The sequence below is a fragment of the Streptomyces sp. NPDC033180 genome (genome assembly GCF_055577645.1).
The window spans coordinates 782,420-800,031 of the sequence record NZ_JBVIPU010000002.1 but is presented as its reverse complement, the minus strand read 5'-3'; the positions used below and the strand labels follow the sequence as shown (position 1 = coordinate 800,031).

General features: G+C 69.8%; 13 protein-coding genes and 3 pseudogenes. 8 read left to right on the top strand and 8 right to left on the bottom strand.

Annotation, left to right across the window (positions count from 1 at the left end; all coding sequences use genetic code 11):
* Nucleotides 1-25: 25 nt before the first annotated feature.
* Entirely contained in the window at nt 26-1,216 is a 1,191-nt protein-coding gene (locus ACZ5WE_RS10315) for a glycoside hydrolase family 5 protein (protein ID WP_467683915.1), read from the bottom strand.
* Nucleotides 1,217-1,585: 369 nt separating this feature from the next.
* On the opposite strand from ACZ5WE_RS10315, the pseudogene ACZ5WE_RS10310 reads away from it, so the two are divergent.
* The 4 genes and pseudogenes from ACZ5WE_RS10310 to ACZ5WE_RS10295 form a co-directional block, all read left to right on the top strand.
* Nucleotides 1,586-2,743, top strand: a pseudogene (locus ACZ5WE_RS10310) (glycoside hydrolase family 48 protein); the annotation flags it as partial.
* A 47-nt stretch (nt 2,744-2,790) separates the two neighbouring features.
* The gene (locus ACZ5WE_RS10305) at nt 2,791-5,046 is read left to right on the top strand and encodes a WD40/YVTN/BNR-like repeat-containing protein (protein ID WP_467685138.1); all 2,256 of its coding nucleotides are present in this window, start codon (nt 2,791-2,793) and stop codon (nt 5,044-5,046) included.
* A 130-nt stretch (nt 5,047-5,176) separates the two neighbouring features.
* Nucleotides 5,177-6,190, top strand: coding sequence for a LacI family DNA-binding transcriptional regulator (locus ACZ5WE_RS10300; protein WP_467683917.1), 1,014 nt, complete (start codon nt 5,177-5,179; stop codon nt 6,188-6,190).
* Between the two features lie 249 nt (nt 6,191-6,439).
* Nucleotides 6,440-7,588 carry a hypothetical protein gene (locus ACZ5WE_RS10295; protein WP_467683918.1) on the top strand — a complete coding sequence of 383 codons (1,149 nt, stop codon included), beginning with the start codon at nt 6,440-6,442 and terminating at the stop codon, nt 7,586-7,588.
* On the opposite strand, the gene ACZ5WE_RS10290 is transcribed toward ACZ5WE_RS10295, so the two are convergent.
* The 3 genes and pseudogenes from ACZ5WE_RS10290 to ACZ5WE_RS10280 all read right to left on the bottom strand — a co-directional run.
* The gene (locus ACZ5WE_RS10290; protein ID WP_467683920.1) at nt 7,560-8,132 is read right to left on the bottom strand and encodes a hypothetical protein; all 573 of its coding nucleotides are present in this window, start codon (nt 8,130-8,132) and stop codon (nt 7,560-7,562) included. The genes ACZ5WE_RS10295 and ACZ5WE_RS10290 overlap by 29 nt on opposite strands.
* Nucleotides 8,133-8,580: 448 nt before the next feature.
* Nucleotides 8,581-8,790, bottom strand: a pseudogene (locus ACZ5WE_RS10285) (rhamnogalacturonan lyase family protein); the annotation flags it as partial.
* Nucleotides 8,790-9,095 (bottom strand): annotated as a pseudogene (locus ACZ5WE_RS10280) (rhamnogalacturonan endolyase family protein); the annotation flags it as partial. The pseudogenes ACZ5WE_RS10285 and ACZ5WE_RS10280, both read right to left, overlap by 1 nt.
* Before the next feature lie 212 nt (nt 9,096-9,307).
* Here ACZ5WE_RS10280 and ACZ5WE_RS10275 point away from each other — a divergent pair.
* The 4 genes from ACZ5WE_RS10275 (at nt 9,308) to ACZ5WE_RS10260 (ending at nt 12,999) form a co-directional block, all read left to right on the top strand.
* Nucleotides 9,308-9,841 (top strand): SigE family RNA polymerase sigma factor, encoded by a 534-nt coding sequence (locus ACZ5WE_RS10275; protein WP_467683921.1) that lies wholly within the window; start codon nt 9,308-9,310, stop codon nt 9,839-9,841.
* Nucleotides 9,841-10,722 carry a hypothetical protein gene (locus ACZ5WE_RS10270; RefSeq protein ID WP_467683923.1) on the top strand — a complete coding sequence of 294 codons (882 nt, stop codon included), beginning with the start codon at nt 9,841-9,843 and terminating at the stop codon, nt 10,720-10,722. The genes ACZ5WE_RS10275 and ACZ5WE_RS10270 overlap by 1 nt, the downstream gene beginning before the upstream one ends.
* A 95-nt stretch (nt 10,723-10,817) precedes the next feature.
* On the top strand, nt 10,818-11,678 hold the full coding sequence (locus ACZ5WE_RS10265; protein ID WP_467683925.1) for a pectate lyase: 861 nt from the start codon (nt 10,818-10,820) through the stop codon (nt 11,676-11,678).
* A 163-nt stretch (nt 11,679-11,841) separates the two neighbouring features.
* Nucleotides 11,842-12,999 carry an MFS transporter gene (locus tag ACZ5WE_RS10260; protein ID WP_467683926.1) on the top strand — a complete coding sequence of 386 codons (1,158 nt, stop codon included), beginning with the start codon at nt 11,842-11,844 and terminating at the stop codon, nt 12,997-12,999.
* Here the strand turns inward: ACZ5WE_RS10260 and ACZ5WE_RS10255 are convergent.
* From ACZ5WE_RS10255 to ACZ5WE_RS10240, 4 genes are read right to left on the bottom strand one after another with little or no spacing between them, the layout of a single operon-like run.
* Nucleotides 12,944-14,059, bottom strand: coding sequence for a pectinesterase family protein (locus ACZ5WE_RS10255; RefSeq protein WP_467683928.1), 1,116 nt, complete (start codon nt 14,057-14,059; stop codon nt 12,944-12,946). The two genes, ACZ5WE_RS10260 and ACZ5WE_RS10255, sit on opposite strands and share 56 nt — an antisense overlap.
* Before the next feature lie 17 nt (nt 14,060-14,076).
* Nucleotides 14,077-15,366 carry a pectate lyase family protein gene (locus ACZ5WE_RS10250; RefSeq protein WP_467683930.1) on the bottom strand — a complete coding sequence of 430 codons (1,290 nt, stop codon included), beginning with the start codon at nt 15,364-15,366 and terminating at the stop codon, nt 14,077-14,079.
* 17 nt (nt 15,367-15,383) lie between these two features.
* Nucleotides 15,384-16,196 carry a rhamnogalacturonan acetylesterase gene (locus tag ACZ5WE_RS10245; protein WP_467683932.1) on the bottom strand — a complete coding sequence of 271 codons (813 nt, stop codon included), beginning with the start codon at nt 16,194-16,196 and terminating at the stop codon, nt 15,384-15,386.
* Nucleotides 16,193-17,563 (bottom strand): ABC transporter substrate-binding protein, encoded by a 1,371-nt coding sequence (locus ACZ5WE_RS10240; RefSeq protein ID WP_467683934.1) that lies wholly within the window; start codon nt 17,561-17,563, stop codon nt 16,193-16,195. Before ACZ5WE_RS10240 ends, ACZ5WE_RS10245 begins: the two co-directional genes overlap by 4 nt.
* Between the last annotated feature and the right edge of the window lie 49 nt (nt 17,564-17,612).

Genomic DNA, 17,612 nt, shown 5'->3' with positions numbered 1-17,612 from the left:
GTCCCTTCGGTCGGGGATGGATGAATCAGGTGTCGAGCGCGGCCAGATGGTCGCGAAGGCCCGCGCCGAACGCGGTGGGCGTGCCGTCGTAGGAGCTGATCAGTGCGGGCCCCGACGAGCAGTTCCAGGTGTTCCAGGTCCAGCCGAGATACGAGGCCTGATAGGCGTCGAGCCACTCCATGACGGAGTCGATGAAGCCGTGGGAGCAGGTGTTCTCGCCGATCTCGCCCGCAACCAGGGGCACCTGGGCTGCGACCGGCGCGAGCTGCGCGTCCCAACAGCTTTCGTTGGAACACGAGTTGAAGTTGTAGACGTGCCAGGCCGCGGCGAGATTGCCCGCCGGGTCCGTCGGCGCGTGCTCGAGCCAGCCGCTGAGATCGTTCGAGTACGCGATGCCGGCCGCGAGCACGAGGTTCTCGGCGCCCGTGCCGCGGACCGCGTCGAGCAGGTCCTGCATGCCGGCGACCTCGTAGTCGATGCCGGGGCAGGTGCCGCCGTCCCGCCAGCAGTCCCAGGCCTGCTCGGCGGTAGGCGTCGCGCGGTCCGGGTATGGCTCGTTGAAGAGGTCGAGGACGACGGCCGGATCGTCCTTGAAGGTGTCGGCGACGGAAGTCCAGAACGCCGGGGTGTACCGCGCGTTCGGCATCGGCTTCTGGCAGCTCGCGTGCACGTCCGAGCATCCCGCCGAGTTGCCGGTGTACTGGCCGTGGGACCAGTGCAGTTCGACGATCGGGGTCATGCCGTGGTCCTGGACGCGCCGGACCAACGTCTCGATGGCGGATGTGTAGTTGGCACCCGCGTACCGCGGGTCGATGTTGTCGGTTCCCAGCCAGCACTCCTCGTTGAGCGGGATGCGTACGGTGTTGGCCTTCCAGTCGGCGATGGCTCGGATGGCGGCGTCGTCGACGGGTCCGTCGAAGATGCCGTAGCCCTGGACGCACGCGAACTCGCCACCGGAGCGGTTGACTCCGAGCAGCCGGTGCGCGGCGCCTTCGGCGTCGACGAGCCGGTTGCCCTCGGCGTGCAGCACGGGCGGTGGCGCCGTCGCGGCGGGTGCCGCGCCCGCCGTCGGCACGGCGGAGGGCATCGCGAATCCGGCGGCGATGAGGACGGCGACCGCCGGCACGGCAAAGGCGCGCGGCAGACGCGGAGGGTGGAGCAGACGCGGGGGGCGGGGCAAGCGCAGGGTGCGGAGCAGACGCGGGGGGCGGGGCATGAGCGACTCCTCGGATTGAACCGGAATCGCTCCCACTGGTGCCGTGGAAGCTAGCAGGAAGTCGCCGCCGAGAACAGAAAGGTTGGCGGGTTTCTCAGAATCTCCGGATCGTCGCTGTCGAATTCATTCGACAACTCCCTTTCCTGTGCGGGCTCTTGACAGCGAGCTCGTCCAGCTGAATTTTGGGAGCGCTCCCACTCGTGCTCCCACTGGCGCTTCCGCTGATGCTCCCACTGGTTCCCCGGCTCCCCGACCGGAGCCCATCCCCATCGAGTCGTCAGGAGACATCTCCGCATGTCCGCATTCCCCCGTTCCCCCCGCTCCGGCCCCTACAGACCGGAAATAAGCCGTCGCAACTTACTGGCCCTGGGTGCCGGAGCCGCACTGGCTCCCGCCATCGTGGCGCTCAACCCTGCAGGTCAAACCGCCCAGGCCGCGTCATCCGCCACCGAGTACGAACAACGCTTCCTCGACCTGTACGCGAAGATCACCGATTCCGCGAACGGCTATTTCTCGCCGGACGGTATTCCCTACCACTCCGTCGAAACCCTCATTGTCGAAGCCCCGGACCACGGGCACGAGACGACATCCGAGGCATACAGCTATCTTCTCTGGCTGCAGGCCATGTACGGCAAGGTCAGCGGCGACTGGACACGTTTCAACTCGGCCTGGGAAGCCATGGAGAAATTCATGATCCCGACCCACGCCGACCAGCCGACGAACAGTTTCTACAATGACGCGAAACCAGCCACGTACGCCCCCGAACACGACCAGCCGTCCCAGTACCCCGCCCGGCTCGACCCCGCCGTCCAGGCCGGCGCCGACCCGATCGCCGCCGAGCTGAAGAGCGCCTACGGCAGCGACGACATCTACGGCATGCACTGGCTCCAGGACGTCGACAACGTCTACGGCTACGGCGGCGACGCCGCGGGCCCCGTCCACATCAACACCTTCCAGCGCGGCCCCCAGGAGTCGGTCTGGGAGACCGTCCCGCACCCCACCCGCGACGAGTTCGAGCACGGCGGCAGGAACGGCTACCCCTGGGTCCCGTCAAACCCCGGCGCCAACACGGGACTTCACGTCACGGTCGTCGACCGCACGAACGACGTGGGTGTGGCCGCCGCCTACGCCAAGACCCTCACGTACTACGCCGCCGCCACCCACCACACCCAGGCCGCCACCACGGCCAAGGCGCTCCTGGACGGCATGTGGAAGCACCACCAGGACCCCCTGGGCATCGCCGTGCCCGAGACGCGCGCCGACTACAACCGGTTCGACGACGGGGTGTACGTCCCGAACGGCTGGACCGGCACCATGCCGAACGGCGACTCCATCAACTCCGGATCGGACTTCACCTCCATCCGCTCCTTCTACCGCGACGACCCGGACTGGCCGAAGGTCGAGGCCTATCTGGCCGGAGGTGCGGCGCCGCAGTTCACCTACCACCGCTTCTGGGCGCAGGCCGACATCGCGCTCGCCATGGGCGCGTACGCGGAGCTCCTCGAACCGGGGCCGGGGTCGCGGTGATCGCCGCCGCGACGCGCGGCCGGAGACTGCTCGCCGCCCTCTGCCTGATGCCGGGTCTGCTGCTCGTGGGCGCCCCGTCCTCCGGGGCTGAGGACGCCAGGGAGAGGACAGCGGCCGCCTACACCTGGAAGAACGTCCGTATCGACGGCGGTGGCTTCGTACCCGGCATCGTCTTCAACCGGACGGAGAAGAACCTCGCGTACGCGCGCACCGACATCGGCGGCGCGTACCGCTGGCAGGAGTCCTCGCAGACCTGGACCCCGCTGCTCGACTCGGTCGGCTGGGACGACTGGGGCCACACCGGGGTCGTCAGCATCGCGTCAGATGCCGTCGAACCGGACAACGTGTACGCGGCCGTCGGCACGTACACCAACGACTGGGACCCCGGAAAGGGCGCCGTCATGCGCTCGGCCGACCGGGGCGAGACCTGGGAGAAGGCCGACCTGCCCTTCAAGCTCGGCGGCAACATGCCGGGCCGCGGGATGGGCGAACGCCTCGCCGTCGACCCGCACGACAACCGGGTCCTGTACCTCGGTGCGCCGAGCGGCCACGGCCTGTGGCGCTCCACCGACTCCGGAGCCACCTGGTCGAAGGTGGCAGCGTTCCCGAACCCCGGCAACTACCAGCAGGATCCGGGCGATTCGACCGGCTACGCCTCCGACAACCAGGGCATCGCCTGGGTCGCCTTCGACGAGTCGACGGGCACCTCGGGCAACCGCACCAAGACCGTCTACGTCGGCGTCGCCGACAAGAGCAACGCCGTCTACCGCTCGACGGACGCAGGCGTCACCTGGTCCCGGCTCGCGGGCCAGCCCACCGGACACCTCGCCCACAAGGGCGTGCTCGACGCGGAGAACGGCTACCTCTACCTCGCCTACAGCGACAAGGGCGGCCCCTACGACGGCTCCAAGGGGCAGGTGTGGCGGTACGCCACCCGCACCGGCGAGTGGAAGAACATCAGCCCCGCCACCGACGCCGACACGTACTACGGCTACAGCGGACTGAGCATCGACCGGCAGCGGCCGGGCACCGTGATGGTCACCGGCTACAGCTCGTGGTTCCCGGACACCCAGATCTTCCGCTCCACCGACAGCGGCGGCAGCTGGACAGGAGCCTGGAACTACGCCGCCTACCCCGAGCGCACCAACCGCTACACCATGGACATCTCGTCCGTGCCCTGGCTGTCGTGGGGCGCGAACCCGGCGCCGCCCGAACAGAGCCCGAAGCTCGGCTGGATGACCGAGGCCCTGGAGATCGACCCCTTCGACTCCGACCGGATGATGTATGGCACCGGGGCCACCGTCCACGGCACCAGGAACCTCCAACAGTGGGACAGCGGAGGCAAGTTCACTGTCACCCCGATGGTGAAGGGCCTGGAGGAGACCGCGGTCCACGACCTGGCCACACCGGCATCCGGAGCGCCGCTGCTCAGTGCGCTCGGCGACATCGGCGGCTTCCGGCACACGGACGTCACCAAGGTGCCGCCCCTGATGTACACCGCGCCCAACTTCACCACCACGATCAGCCTCGACTACGCCGAGTCCGCCCCGGACACGGTGGTGCGCGTCGGCCGGCTCGACAGCGGGCCGCGCATCGCCTTCTCCGGGGACAACGGCGCCAACTGGTGGGCGGGCAAAGAGCCTTCGGGGGTATCCGGCGGCGGCACGGTCGCCGCGTCCGCCGACGGCAGCCGCTTCGTGTGGAGCCCGGACGGCACGGGCGTGCACACCAGTGGTGACGCGGGCGCGTCGTGGACCGCGTCCACCGGCATCCCGCAGGGCGCGGTCGTCGAGTCCGACCGGGCCGACCCGAAGACGTTCTACGGCTTCAAGTCCGGGACGTTCTACGTCAGTACGGACGGTGGGGCGGCCTTCACCGCGAAGACGGCCACCGGCCTTCCTGCCGAGGGCGCGGTGCGCTTCCAGGCCGTACCCGGCTCCAAGGGCGACATCTGGCTCGCGGGCGGCAAGGCCGGCGGGACGTACGGCCTGTGGCACTCGACGGACTCCGGTGGGAGCTTCACCCGTGTCCAGGGCGTCGAGGAGGCCGACACGATCGGCTTCGGCAAGGCCGCGCCGGGCTCAGACCACCAGACGCTCTACACCAGCGCGAAGGTCGACGGGGTGCGCGGCATCTTCCGCTCCACCGACGTCGGGAAGAGCTGGGTGCGTGTCAACGACGACGCCCACCAGTGGGGCTGGACCGGAGCGGCCATCACCGGCGATCCCCGGATCTTCGGGCGGGTGTACGTGTCCACGAACGGCCGTGGCATCGTGTACGGGGATGACAACTCTCCAGGGTGACAAGGCGAGTCGAAGCGCTTCGACAGAACTATGGACAGTGCACGGGGGCCGATCTAAGGTCAAGACGGCCCCGAGTCGAAGCGCTTCGCACCCGCCGCCCGACCCGTCCATGCCCCTCTAGGAGAGTTGAATGGTCACCCTCGCCGAGGTAGCCCACCACGCCGGAGTCTCGGCCAGCACGGTGAGTTACGTACTCAGCGGCAAGCGGTCCATCTCCGCCTCCACCAAGGACCGCGTCGAACGGTCCATCCGGGAGCTCGGCTACCACCCGAACGCCGGCGCCCGCGCCCTGGCGAGCAGCCGGTCCAACATCATCGCGCTGATGGTGCCGCTGCGCACCGACATGTACGTGCCGGTGATGATGGAGATAGCCATCGCCGTCGCCACCACCGCACGCACCCACGGGTACGACGTGCTGCTCCTGACCGGCGAGGAGGGCCCCGAGGCGGTCCGCCGCATCGAGGGCAGCGCGCTCGCCGACGCGATGATCCTGATGGACGTGGAGCTCCACGACGAGCGGCTCCCCCTGATCCGCGAGACCGACCGGCCCGCCGTCCTCATCGGCCTCCCCGCCGACCCCACGGGCCTGACCTGCGTCGACCTCGACTTCGTGGCGACCGGCGCCCAGTGCGTGGAGCACCTCTTCGGTCTCGGCCACCGGGAGATCGCCGTGATCGGCGAGGCGCCCGCCGTGTACGAGCGGCACACCGGCTTCGCGGAGCGCACCCTGGACGGGCTGCGCACGCGGGCCGGGCAGCTCGGCGTGCTGGTGCTGCACCGACCCTGCGAGGGGACGTACGACGCGCTCGCCGCGACCCTGGCCCGGATCTTCGACGAACGCCCCGGCACCACGGGGTTCGTCGTACAGAACGAGTCGGCGGTGGAGCCGCTCCTGAGCCTCCTGCGTCAGCAGGGCCGCGCCATACCGGAAGACGTATCCGTCATCGCCATCTGCCCCGACCAGGTCGCCACCCAGGCCTCGGTGCGGCTCACCTCCGTCGCCATCCCCGCCCAGGAGATGGGCCGACAGGCGGTGGAACGCGTCGTCGCCAAGCTGCGGGGGCGGGGCGTGGATGAAGTCGCCTTGCTCGCACCGGAGTTGACCGTGCGGGGGAGCTCGGGGCCTGGTCCGGGGAAGGGGTGACAGCTGGGTCGAGAGGCTGACGAGTCTTCAGGATCTACCTCGACGTCGCGAAGGCGACCACCGCCCCCGCGACCTTCGCCCAACGGGTAGCGGCGCTCGCAGCCCACCGACCTCCGCGGTCCGTTGCACACGTCGAGCGGACTCGTGGCCCACGCCCCGATCTCGTCGCGAACGCCCTCTTGCTGCCCCTAGCTGCAGCTTGCACTCTTTGAAATGGGGAGCTCGCGATCGGTAATCGGGGAGGGGCGGATGACAGAACAGTCAGGCGATCACTTACGCCGAACAGAACCCGCATGGAAACTGCTGCAGGACACGATCCTTGTGCACACCAGGGCCGGCACTAGAGACGGCACCAGCCACACAGCCTCAACCGCTGAGCACGACGGAATCATCCTCTGCGGCGCCGACGCCCTACCGGCCGCAGGTACTCACCACCGGCAAGGCGGCCGCCACCGGCTCCAGCTCGTCGACCCCGACAGCTACGGCGACTTCGCCACCGCCGACCAGCCCTTCCAGCTCGAGAGCCACATCCGCCACGGCCAACACAGCCTGTTCGAAGACACCGAGGCCGACGAACTCCGCCACCACCAGCAGCTCCAGCTCCACAACGGCACCGTGGCCGGCCTCACCCCGACCCGCTACATCCGCGGCGGAGACCGCCGCGCGATAGCCGCCGCAGTCCGGGCTGTCCGCGACCTCGACCCACAGCAGGCCATACTCACCCTGCCACTCGACCAGCAATGGCTACGCGAACCCGGCGATCTCGACCACCTCATCACCGAACTCGCCGACGTCCACCACATCAAAGCCATCGCTCTCGGGGCCGCCCGTAACCCGCTCGCAGTCAAGGGCACCATCACCGCGCTGCGCAACTTGGTCGGCAGCCTCGACCGGGTCGCCCTCATCCGCACCGACCTCGCCGGCCTCGACGTTTACGCGCACGGCGCGCTTTTCACCGCGATCGGCATGCAGACCGCGATGCGGCACGTCCGAAAGCCGGGCAGCGCACCGCCGCCCCGGCCCAGGAAGAGCACCGCCACGACGATGGTGCTGCACCCGCAGCTCATGGACTACTACAGGACCGACACGCTCCGAGAGCTCTACGGCAAGATGCCGGAGCCGCTGTGCCAGTGCACCGTCTGCGCAGGCGAAAGTCTGCTCCGGTTCGACCACAACCCCGGCGACCAGGCGGAAGCCAACCGGCACAACATCGCGACCTGGCTGCCCTGGGCCGACGACCTGCAGTACGCCGAACCCGGAGCGGCGCGGCGATCAGCATGGCAGCGGCTCTGCCAAGACGCCCGCAACGCTCACCAAGAACTCCGCGAGCAGCTCGCCGCTCCCGGAGCCCTCGAAACGCCGCGCTGGCTCAGGGTGTGGGCAGGAGACCCCGACTAGACGCGAGCAGCCGCTCGTACACCTGCTCATGGAACAGCCAGCCAGCAGCCGTATGTGTAAAGCGCCGCGACGACCGAGGCGCCACCAGCAACTCCGATGCCTCACTGCCAGACTGGCGTACCACCCCCAGACCGTAGACGCCGGCCTCGATCACCATCAGCTCTGCCCCGGTGGCCGGACCGTCCAGCCACACCGCAGATGCGGCGAAGGGCCCGAAGCGGCCCGCCCGCAGCAGCGCTTGCCGACCCGGCCGCCGCGTCCTCGAGACCGCTAAGTCCACCTCCAGCGGCGACACCAGACGGCGCACCAACTGTCCGCCACTCCGCTCCACCGCGTTCTTGGGACAATGCCTTAGCCGCCACCGCTCCTTCGACGTCAACGACTCCGCCGGCACCGGTAGTCCAGTCGGCAACTGCAACAGCCCGCTCAACACCGTCAAATCCAGCAGCGGGCCCACACCCTCCCGGACCCGGCGCTCCACCTCCGCGGCGTTCACCCGCACCGCAAGCACGGCCGGAACACCTCGCGCCTCCACCTCCACCACCGACGAACCCCCTGGCAACGAACCACCCGCCGCCGCCTCACATACCCGGCGAGCAGCATCCAGACACAGACCAGTCATCACACACGTCCCTCAAGAGCGAAAGCCACACAGCACGCAACCACAGGAGAGCCCACGCCCAAAGCGGAAACGGTGAACGTCGCGCTGTGGCAACGGAAATGGGACGGGAACGAGCAACCCCGAAATGACAGGCGCCAACAGGAGCTGGTGAAGCGGTCTCTACCGCCGTCTGCGGAAGTGCAGCCAGAGGCGGGCTGCGATCAGACCCAGGACCACGATGCCGACTGTGATCTGTGCCCATCGCGGGAGAGCACCAGCTCCGGGAAGGTACAGGGCGATCAGCATCACAGGCGCCATTCCTCGCGGTCACGGACCTCGCGACGGTGGCGCGAGGTGACGGACATTCTGTTATACGGGGTGGGCGCCCGGCTCAGGGAGTGGACACCACCGGGCGCGGTGCCTTCGCCATGCCGGAGCCGATGGAGAAGCTCGGGTGCGGTGGCTGGTTGTAGGCCGCGTTCTGCCAGGCGAGTGCCGTGCGGTACTGGGTGTCGTGGAGCAGCGTGGTGATCTTCGTGTTCGTCGCGTGCGGGGTCGAGTAGATGCGCAGGGCCTTGTTGTCCGCCGTCCGCCACACCAGCCGGTGACCGGGGAGGAGTTGACCTTCGTACCCCCTCGGTAGACGTTGAAGGCCACGTCGTCGTCATCGGTGCCGAGCCAGCGCCAGCTGACCAGATTCCCGGCATCGGTGTGCACGCTGACCACGCCCCGGTCGAGCGCCTCGGCCTGCCGGGCGGTCGCCGCGGCCGAGGCCGACGACAGGGCGAAGAGCCCACCGGCGGCGATGGCGCCCGCGACGTAGGCGGTGCCCAGAACCCGTCCGCGAGCCCGCCGTGCTCTTCGGCCCCTTCGGCGGTGGAGTTCGGTGTACGGGTGCTCGGCCATGGGGGCTCCTGCGGGGAGAGGAACGAGGAGAGGGACAGTTACGCGGCTGAGTCGCCGCGGGGCGCGCGGAAGGTTGCCGTTCGCCTCCGACTGGGATTCCGTACGTTGTTCGATGTCTCGCACAGACGTTGCTATGCTCGCGCACCGCGCTTCGGCGGCACGGGGGTCACCTGGCGTGTGCGAGCCGCGCGAGCACAGAAACGAGGTCATCTGTGGGGACAGCCGTCGATGACGCAGCCGCCGCGGAGTTCCATGACTTCTTCGAGCGGCATTACGCCGAACTCGCCCGCCTCGCCCACATGTTGACCGGCGAGAAGGACGCCGCGGACGATCTGGCGGCGGACGCCCTGGTCGCGCTCTGGAACCGCTGGGACCGGGTCAGGGCTGCCGACCACCCTGCCGCGTACGCCCGGGGCGTCGTCGCCAACATGGCGCGCAGCCGCATCCGCAGCGCCGTCCGCGAGCGCCGCCGCGTGGCCCTGTTCTGGGGGCAGCGCCCGGAGAGCGTGGAAGATCCCGACGTACCGGCGGTCGTCGACGTCCAGGAGGCGTTGCGTACGCTGCCGTTCCGGAAGCGGGCCTGTGTGGTCCTGCGGCACGCCTTCGATCTGTCGGAGAAGGACACCGCGCTCACCCTCGGCATATCGGTCGGTACGGTGAAGAGCCAGACGTCCAAGGGAATGGCGGAGCTGCAACGGCTCCTGGGCGACCGTGCCGCGTCGCAACTCGTGGGAGGGAGGCAGTGATGGACGACGTACGCGAGCAGCTGCGCGATGCCGCGGCCGAGCACCGGCCCGACAGGGAGCGGATGCTCGCCCGGGTCGAGCGCGGCATGGGGCACGACGGCGTCGACCTCGGTGCCTCGTCCCGCGGCAGGTTGCCGCGGCCCGCCCCCTGGCTGCGGATCGCCGGCGCGACGGCCGCCGTGGCCGGGGTCCTCGCGCTCGGCGGATACGCCGTCGCCTCCGTCGTCCAGGGCGAGAAGCCACCGCCCCGCACCGTGGGCACGCCTGCCGCCCCCGACTCCCCGTCCGGGCCGAGCCCCTCCGCATCCGCACCGGACGACGAGAACGCCGGGCCCAGCTCACCGGCCGAGCCCGCGAAACCGTCGGACAGGACCACGAAGGGCACGCCGGACAGGGACAAGGGCCAGGACGCGAACCGGCCGCCCAAGAAGTCCGGCCCCCCGCCCGCCCCACGGCGCGTGGCCCCGGACGCCAGGAGCATCGAGGACGGCTACCTCTGGAGTGACGGCTCCGTCGACCCCCAGAGCAACGACTTCTGGGCGCAGAGCACCCTCACCTTCAAGACCGGCAGACCGCTCACCGCGCTCACCGTCGAACTACGGATCGCGCAGACCGGCGGAGTCGCCGAGACGGGCAACTGGCGCTCTCTGCCCGCCGACGACTTCACCGTCTCCGTACGAGAGCAGGGCGGTGAGCTGGTCTACCGCTGGACGCTGCGGGCGGGCCGGACCGTACCGGCGGGTGAGCACGTCTTCGCGGGCCAGTACAACCATGCCGAAGGCGGCAGGGACGCGGGCGAGGACACGTACGCGGCGGAGGCCGAGGCGACCGCTTCGGGCCAACTGGCGGCGGTGCGCGGTGACTTCGCCCGCACTTCATAGGGCCCCGCGGAAATCTCCCGCACCCCGGCAACCTTCCGCACGCGGGCGGAGACCAGCAGACGCAAGGTCATCCCCCCAGCGAAAGAGCGGTCCCCATGACCACGCAACAAGCCGAACCGCGCAAGAGCCGCAAGAGCCGCAAGAGCCGCAAGCGCCGCCTCACCCGACGCCGCGTCGTCGGCGCGGCCGGCGGCGCGCTCCTGCTGACCGGCGCCACCATCGGCGCCAACGTGCTGCTCTCCCCGGCAGGAGCGGCGACCACCGCCGCCGAGTGGCCGACCCCCACCGGCGACACGCCCGTCACCAAGACCATCGAGGTGTCCGGCACCTACGACGGCGGACTCCGGCGCTTCCACGGCAGCGGAGACCTCGGCGGCGACGGCCAGGAAGAGGGCCAGGACCCGGTCTTCAAGCTGAAGGACGGCGCGGTCCTGAAGAACGTCGTGCTCGGCAAGCCGGCCGCCGACGGTGTGCACTGCTCGGGCAGCTGCACCATCCAGAACGTGTGGTGGGAGGACGTCGGCGAGGACGCGGCCACCTTCAAGGGCACCTCCACCGGCTCGACGTACACCGTCACCGGAGGCGGCGCGCGGAAGGCCGACGACAAGGTCCTCCAGTTCAACGGCGCGGGCACGCTGAACATCAGCGGATTCCAGGTCTCGGACTTCGGCAAGCTGGTCCGCTCCTGTGGCAACTGCTCCAAGCAGTACAAGCGCACGATCACCATCAACGACGTGGACGTGACCGCGCCCGGCACGTCCCTGGTCGGCATCAACACCAACTACGGCGACACCGCGACCCTGCGGAAGATCCGCATCCACGGCGACGGCGACAAGAAGATCAAGCCCTGTATCCGCTTCACGGGCAACAACTCGGGCGACGAGCCCGAGGAGACGGGCAGCGGCCCTGACGGGACGTACTGCAAGTACAGCGCATCGGACATCAGTTACCCGTAGGCGCAGGGCTCGGGCCACCCGTGACCGGCCGGTCGCGGGTGGCTTCTCGCGGGAACATCTTCCTGACAGTCGCGGCGGGTGATTGAGTTGGGTGGTCAATGCACGAACGCATAGGGGGACCTGGTTGCTGCGCCCGCACCTGACGGCCGCCACACTGCTCAGGGTGTCCGCCGAGGGGGCCGCCACCACCTTGGTGCTGACCGTCCAGGCGCGTACCGGCGACGCGGCGAGCGCCGGATTCGTCCAGACCGCGATGACGCTTCCGTACGTGCTGAGCGGGCCGGTCATCGGGCACGCGCTCGATGGGACCGACCGGCCGCGCCGCCTGGTGATCGCGCTGGCGTGCGGCTACGCCGCCGCGATCGCCCTGCTCATGCTGTCGGCGGGGCGCTCGCCGCTGGTGCTCGTGTTGATGGTGGCCGCCGTGGTCGGCTGCGTCGAGCCGGTCGTGGCGGCCCTGACCAGTCTGCTGCCGCGGTTCGTACCTGCCGAACGCCTCTCGCGGGCGTACGGCCTCGAGGCGTCGAGCTACAACATCGCGGCCATCGCCGGGCCGGGCCTGGCCGCGATGGTCGCCGCCCTGGCGGGCGGAGCGCACACCGGCGTCGTGACCGTGGCCGCCGCCGTGCTCGGACTTCTCTTCCTTCCCCTGCTGCGGATTCCGCCCCCGGAGGCCCGGCCGGAGCGGACGCGGACAGGCGCCGAGATCGTGGCGGGCGGGCTCTCGGTGCTTGGAACCAACCGGGTGCTGCGGGCCCTGACCGTGTCGACGATGTTCGCCTGGTTCGGATACGGCGGATTCGCGGTGGCGGCGGTCCTGCTCGGCCGGCACATCGGCGCGGGCTCCGCGGCGGGCGGTCAGCTGCTGGCCTGCTTCGCGCTGGGATCGCTCGTGGGAGCGCTCTTCTCGTCGCGGTGGCTGACGCCCGGCCGCTCCGAACGGGTCGTGGTCGCAGGGCTTTTGGGGTTCGGTACGGCCGTCGCCGCGCTTGCGGTGGTGCCGTCGCTGCCCTGGGCGTGGGGTGTCTGCGTGGCGGCGGGCCTGGCCGAGGGCCCGCTCTTCGCCGCGACACTGATGCTCCGCCAGCGCGAGTCGCCCCCGGACCGGCTCGGCCAGGTCAACACCACCGGCGGCAGCCTGAAGATCGGCGCGTCGGCGGGCGGCGCGGCCCTGACCGGGGTGTTCGCGGGACGGCTCGGCGCGGAGGGGCTGATGCTGGGCATCGCGGTGTTCCAGTTCGCCGGAGCGGCGATGTGGCTGTGGCTCAGCGGCCGTCCTCTCCCGGCGGTGTCCAGTCCGTCAGATAGGCGGCGCGTGTAGCGAGCGCGGCCTCGCCGAAGCCGAGTTGGGGTCGGTTCTCCGGGATCGTGACGGCCGCGCCCGGCCCTGTGTTGCGGTACTCGGCGAAACGCTGGGCCTGCCAGGGGTGGGCGTCGCGCATGTTCGCGTACGGGGCAATCGCGTCGATGCCGGGCCCCAAGTGGGTGTCGCGCACCGTCAGCATGGGGCGAGCCGTCGTGTCGGAGCTGGGGACCCAGGGGCGGGCCAGCTTGTAGTACGCGTCCGGGGCGCCGCTCGTCACCCGGCTGCGGCTGACGAGACAGCCGCGTGGGTTGGTGAGGGCGGTGGACGGTGCGAAGACGAAGCCGTACGGCGCCGCCGCCAGGTCGCCGCGGGTGAGCGTGTGGAAGCGGCAGTGTTCGAAGACGGAGGTGGCGCGGCCGAAGACGAAGTCGACGTCACCCTCCACGTAGCAGTCGCGGAAGTACTGGCGGGCGAAGGCATCCAGGTCCGCGGTGTCGGCGTACAGGGTGTCCTGGTGGCCCAGGAACCGGCAGCGGAGGAACGCCGAGCGGTCCCCCGTCACCTTCAGGGCGACGGCCTGGGTTCCGGTGTAGTCCGGGTGGTCGGCGCGGAGCCAGTCGTTGGCGAAGGTGATCGCGTGGGCGGTGAAACCGGTGGCTCGCACGGTCGTGGTGGCCGAGCCGCTGGTGCCGTAGGTGCCGGACCCGTCGGGCTTCGGGGTGCCCGCCGCGTTGTCGTACACGATGACCGTGTCCCGCGGGTCGCCGCTCGCGCCGACGAGCGTGAGCCCGGCACGCGTCTCGGGAACGCTCACCGTCTCGCGGTACGTGCCCGGGGCCAGGACCAGCGTCCACCCCGGGCCGGAGGCGGCGTCCACCGCTGCCTGCACAGTGGTGTGGTCGCCGCCGCCCGCCGGGTCGACGTACAGGGTCCGACGGGTGGGGCGGCGCGCGGCGGCGCCGGCGGGTGCGGTGCGGCCGAGTGCCAGGGCGGCTCCGGCGGCCGTGCTCGCGGTGAGCAACGTACGCCTGTTGACAGGGGAGTTGAGGGGGGATGGGGAGTGGTGCGAGGGCATGGCTGCTCCTTCGGGGCTCAGTGGCGCTTTCCCGCGCCCGCGTGACGCGAGAGCAGACCTGGCAGTGTGCGAGGGTCGTCCACCCTCGTCCGGAGGTTCGGTGTCCAGCCCGCGTCCGACTGAAGGGTCTCCTCCGGCATCTCCGCGTTGTGGACGGCGATGAGATCGACACGCCTGCCGTTGACGTGGTTGGCGTCAGCGGTGACCGGCGCCTCCTTCCACTTCTTGAGGATCTTCGCCGCGCTGACCCCGCGCGGGAGCGTGAACGCATTGTGTTGGGCTACGAGTTGCGACTCCTGACCGATGCCGAGGGAGTACTGGTAGCCGCCCGCGGGGACCACGTAGTGATTGTTGTACGCGTCGACCTGCCCGAAGCGGACACGCGGCGCCCGCTCGACAATGTCGCGGAAGATGTTGTGGTGCAGGGTGACCCGCAGCTTGCCGCGGTCGGTGTCGCCCGCGCTGTCGCTGTTGCCGATCATCAGGGTCTTGTCGTGGTCGGCGAAGACGTTCCACGAGACGGTGACCAGGTCCGCGCCGCGCACGACATCCAGCTCGCCGTCGTGCTGCTGGTACAGCTCGCCGTAGTAGGACGGCAGTGAACTGTCGGGGTACTCACCGTCGGTGAACGTGTTGTGGTCCACCCATACGTGCGTCGAGCCGTGGACGACCAGGCTGTCGTACTCGGAGTTCCACGCCCCCCTGTCCCCGTCCGTGGGATCCCACTGAGGGAAGCAGTCAAGGGGGCTCTCCAGCGTGAGGTCACGGACGACGACGTTGTCCACGCCCTGGATCTGCAGGCTGCCGCCGACGATCCCGGCATGTCCGCCCACGCCCAGGATGGTCGTGTCGGCCGGGACGTACGCCTTGATCGCCGCACCCTGGCGGGCAGCCGAGGCCGCCCGCAGGTCCTCCTGCGCGCCGCTGACCGGCGTGTCACGTCCCCAGACGGCGGGGTGGTAGTCGGCGAGATACTGGTCGAAGTCGTAGCCGTCGGCCCCGAACGCGGCGCACCCCGCGGCCGTGGCGTCCAGCGTGCCCTTGACCTGGATGACCCGGGGAGCGCCCGCGTCGTCCGCGAGCGCGGCCCGCAGCTCATCCCAGGTGGTGACGGTGTAGGTGTGCGCGGCGTCGGCTCCGGCGCCGCCGGTTGTCCCGCCGCCGGCGGACGCCCAGCCGTCGCGGGGCGGCAGTACGTCATGCCCGGCGACGGCGACGGCGACGGCGGCCGAGGCCGGGGCCCCGGCGACCGCCACCACCAGGGCGGTACACCCGGCAAGCGCTGCGAGGGATCTGCGGGCGGTCATACTCGTCGTCCTCAACATCACGGTCCTTCTGGCCAGGTGATCCAGGATTCGGGTATCGCGTCGTCGAGCCGGCGCACGTCCCGCGGTGCGAGCACCCGGCGGCGCAGCAGTTCGGCCGCCACCAGACGTGCCACGGCGATCGCGCCCGGCGGATTGAAATGCGTGTTGTCCTGCTCGGCGGCGGTCCAGTTGAAGTACGCCTTGGTCTCCTCGACGCCGAGCTTCTGCCACAGGGCGATCGACAGGGCCTGGACGTCGAGCAGCGGCACGCGCCGGGCCTCGGCCAGCGCGCGCATCGCCGCCGGATACTCGCCGTGAGTGGGCAGCGCTGTGCCGTCCGCGTCGAACTTCCTGCGCTCCACGGCGGTCGCGAGCACCGGCCGCGCGCCACGGGACCGCGCTCCGTCGACGTACTGCCTCAAGTAGTCCTGGTACGTCGACCAGGGCTCGGTGGAGCGCGTCGGATCGGCGCTCTTCTCGTCGTTGTGCGCGAACTGGATGAGGAGGCGGTCACCGGGCCCGATCGCCTCCAGAATCACGGCGAGGCGGCCCTCGTCGACGAAGCTCTTCGAACTCCGGCCGTTCATCGCGTGGTTGGCGACCACGATGCGGTTGCTGAGGAAGAAAGGAAGGGCCATGCCCCAGCCGGTCTCGGGCGTCGCGTCGGTGTACTTCTGCGCGGCGGTGGAGTCCCCGGCGATGTAGAGCGTGGGCCTGGTGCGTGCCGTGCGGGCGAACGCCGCCGGGGCCGCGGACGCCGCGAGCGGAAGACTCGCGAGGGCCGCGACCGCACGGCGTCGGCCGACGCCGTGCGCGGGGCGCCCTGTCACTTGTTCTGTTCGTTCCACTCGGCCTGAGCCTCGTTGAGCTGCTCGGCGAGGGTGTCCAGGAAGTCCTTCGCGGACATCTTGCCGAGCAGGACCTTCTGGTAGTTCGGCTCGTTGTCGGCCTTGCTGATGGTGTTCCAGTCGGGCAGGTAGTAGGGCAGCTGTACGACCTTCAGGGAGCCGTCGTTGAGCGCGGCGGCGGCCAGCTTCGTGGGCTCCGCCTCGTTCACCCAGGCGTCCTTGGAGGCCGCGGTGTTGGCGGGGATGGCTCCCGCGGACTTGTTCCACTTGCTGTTGGACTCGTGCGAGGCGGCGAACTCGATGAACTTCCAGGCGGCCGCCTTCTTCTTGCCGGACTTGAACAGGCCGAGCCCGTCGACCGGGTTGGAGACCTGGACACGGACGCCCTCGTCGGTCGTCGGGTTGGGCAGGCCACGGAACTTGCCCTCACCGAGCGCCTTCACGTGGTCCGTGTAGGAGCCGAGGTTGTGGCTGAGCATGCCGATCTGGCCCGCGTCCCACTGGGCGTTCATCTTCTTGAAGTCGTTGTTGACGTCGGCCTCGGGAGTGTTCTTCTTGTAGAGCGCGACGTACTTCTCCAACGCCTCCACGTTCTTCGGGTCGTTGACGGTGGTCTCGTCGCCGTCCCAGAACGAGCCGATGCCGGACTGGCCGTACGCCGCGTCGAGCGCCTGCGCGATGGAACCCTCGCCGCCGCGAATGGTGTACCCGAACTTGTTCTCGCCCGTGGCGGTGAGCTTGTCCGCTGCCTTGTAGAACTTGCTCCAGGTGGTGGGGGCGTCAAGACCCGCGGCCTTGAACAGGTCGGTGCGGTAGTACAGCACGCCGTTGCTCGCGGAAGTCGGCACCGTGAAGAGCCGGTTGCCGCCGCCCGCGGCGCGAACGCTTTCGACCATGCCCGGGTTCAGCTTGCCGTCCAGGGAGCTCTCGCTCAGCCGGCCGTCCAGCGGCTCCAGTGCGTCCTGCGCTGAGATCCCGGCGAGCATCGCGGCGCCGACGCCGCCGACGTCCGGCAGACCGCCGCCCTGAATGGCCGTGTCGTACTTCGACTGGACGCTCTCCGCGGGGATCGGCACGTACTTGACGCGGATGTCCGGGTTCTTCGCCTCGAAGTCCTTGATGATCTCCTTCCAGACGTCGGTGCGGACACCACCGTTGTTGTCCCAGAAGGTGATCTCACCTTTCCCGGAACCCTCCTTGCCCTTGTCCCCGCCGGCTCCGCTGCCGTCATCGCCACAGGCGGTGGCGGTCAGCGCGAACGCGGCGGTGAGGGCGACGGCGGTCACCGCGCGACCACTCCGGCTTCTGCTTCTGTCCCTGTTCGTGTTTCCACGGATCGTGATGCTCATCGTCGGCTCTCTTCGTCAGATGTACGGGGGTCGTGCGAGGTGCTGTGGG

What these genes read in the sequence shown, in the direction of transcription:
- ACZ5WE_RS10270 (WP_467683923.1), top strand. Translation starts at nt 9,841, where the DNA reads ATGGACGACGTACGCGAGCAGCTGCGCGATGCCGCGGCCGAGCACCGG.
- ACZ5WE_RS10305 (WP_467685138.1), top strand. Translation starts at nt 2,791, where the DNA reads ATGCCGGGTCTGCTGCTCGTGGGCGCCCCGTCCTCCGGGGCTGAGGAC.
- ACZ5WE_RS10300 (WP_467683917.1), top strand. Translation starts at nt 5,177, where the DNA reads ATGGTCACCCTCGCCGAGGTAGCCCACCACGCCGGAGTCTCGGCCAGC.
- ACZ5WE_RS10250 (WP_467683930.1), bottom strand. Translation starts at nt 15,366, where the DNA reads ATGACCGCCCGCAGATCCCTCGCAGCGCTTGCCGGGTGTACCGCCCTG.
- ACZ5WE_RS10255 (WP_467683928.1), bottom strand. Translation starts at nt 14,059, where the DNA reads ATGCCCTCGCACCACTCCCCATCCCCCCTCAACTCCCCTGTCAACAGG.
- ACZ5WE_RS10295 (WP_467683918.1), top strand. Translation starts at nt 6,440, where the DNA reads ATGACAGAACAGTCAGGCGATCACTTACGCCGAACAGAACCCGCATGG.
- ACZ5WE_RS10240 (WP_467683934.1), bottom strand. Translation starts at nt 17,563, where the DNA reads ATGAGCATCACGATCCGTGGAAACACGAACAGGGACAGAAGCAGAAGC.
- ACZ5WE_RS10315 (WP_467683915.1), bottom strand. Translation starts at nt 1,216, where the DNA reads ATGCCCCGCCCCCCGCGTCTGCTCCGCACCCTGCGCTTGCCCCGCCCC.
- ACZ5WE_RS10265 (WP_467683925.1), top strand. Translation starts at nt 10,818, where the DNA reads ATGACCACGCAACAAGCCGAACCGCGCAAGAGCCGCAAGAGCCGCAAG.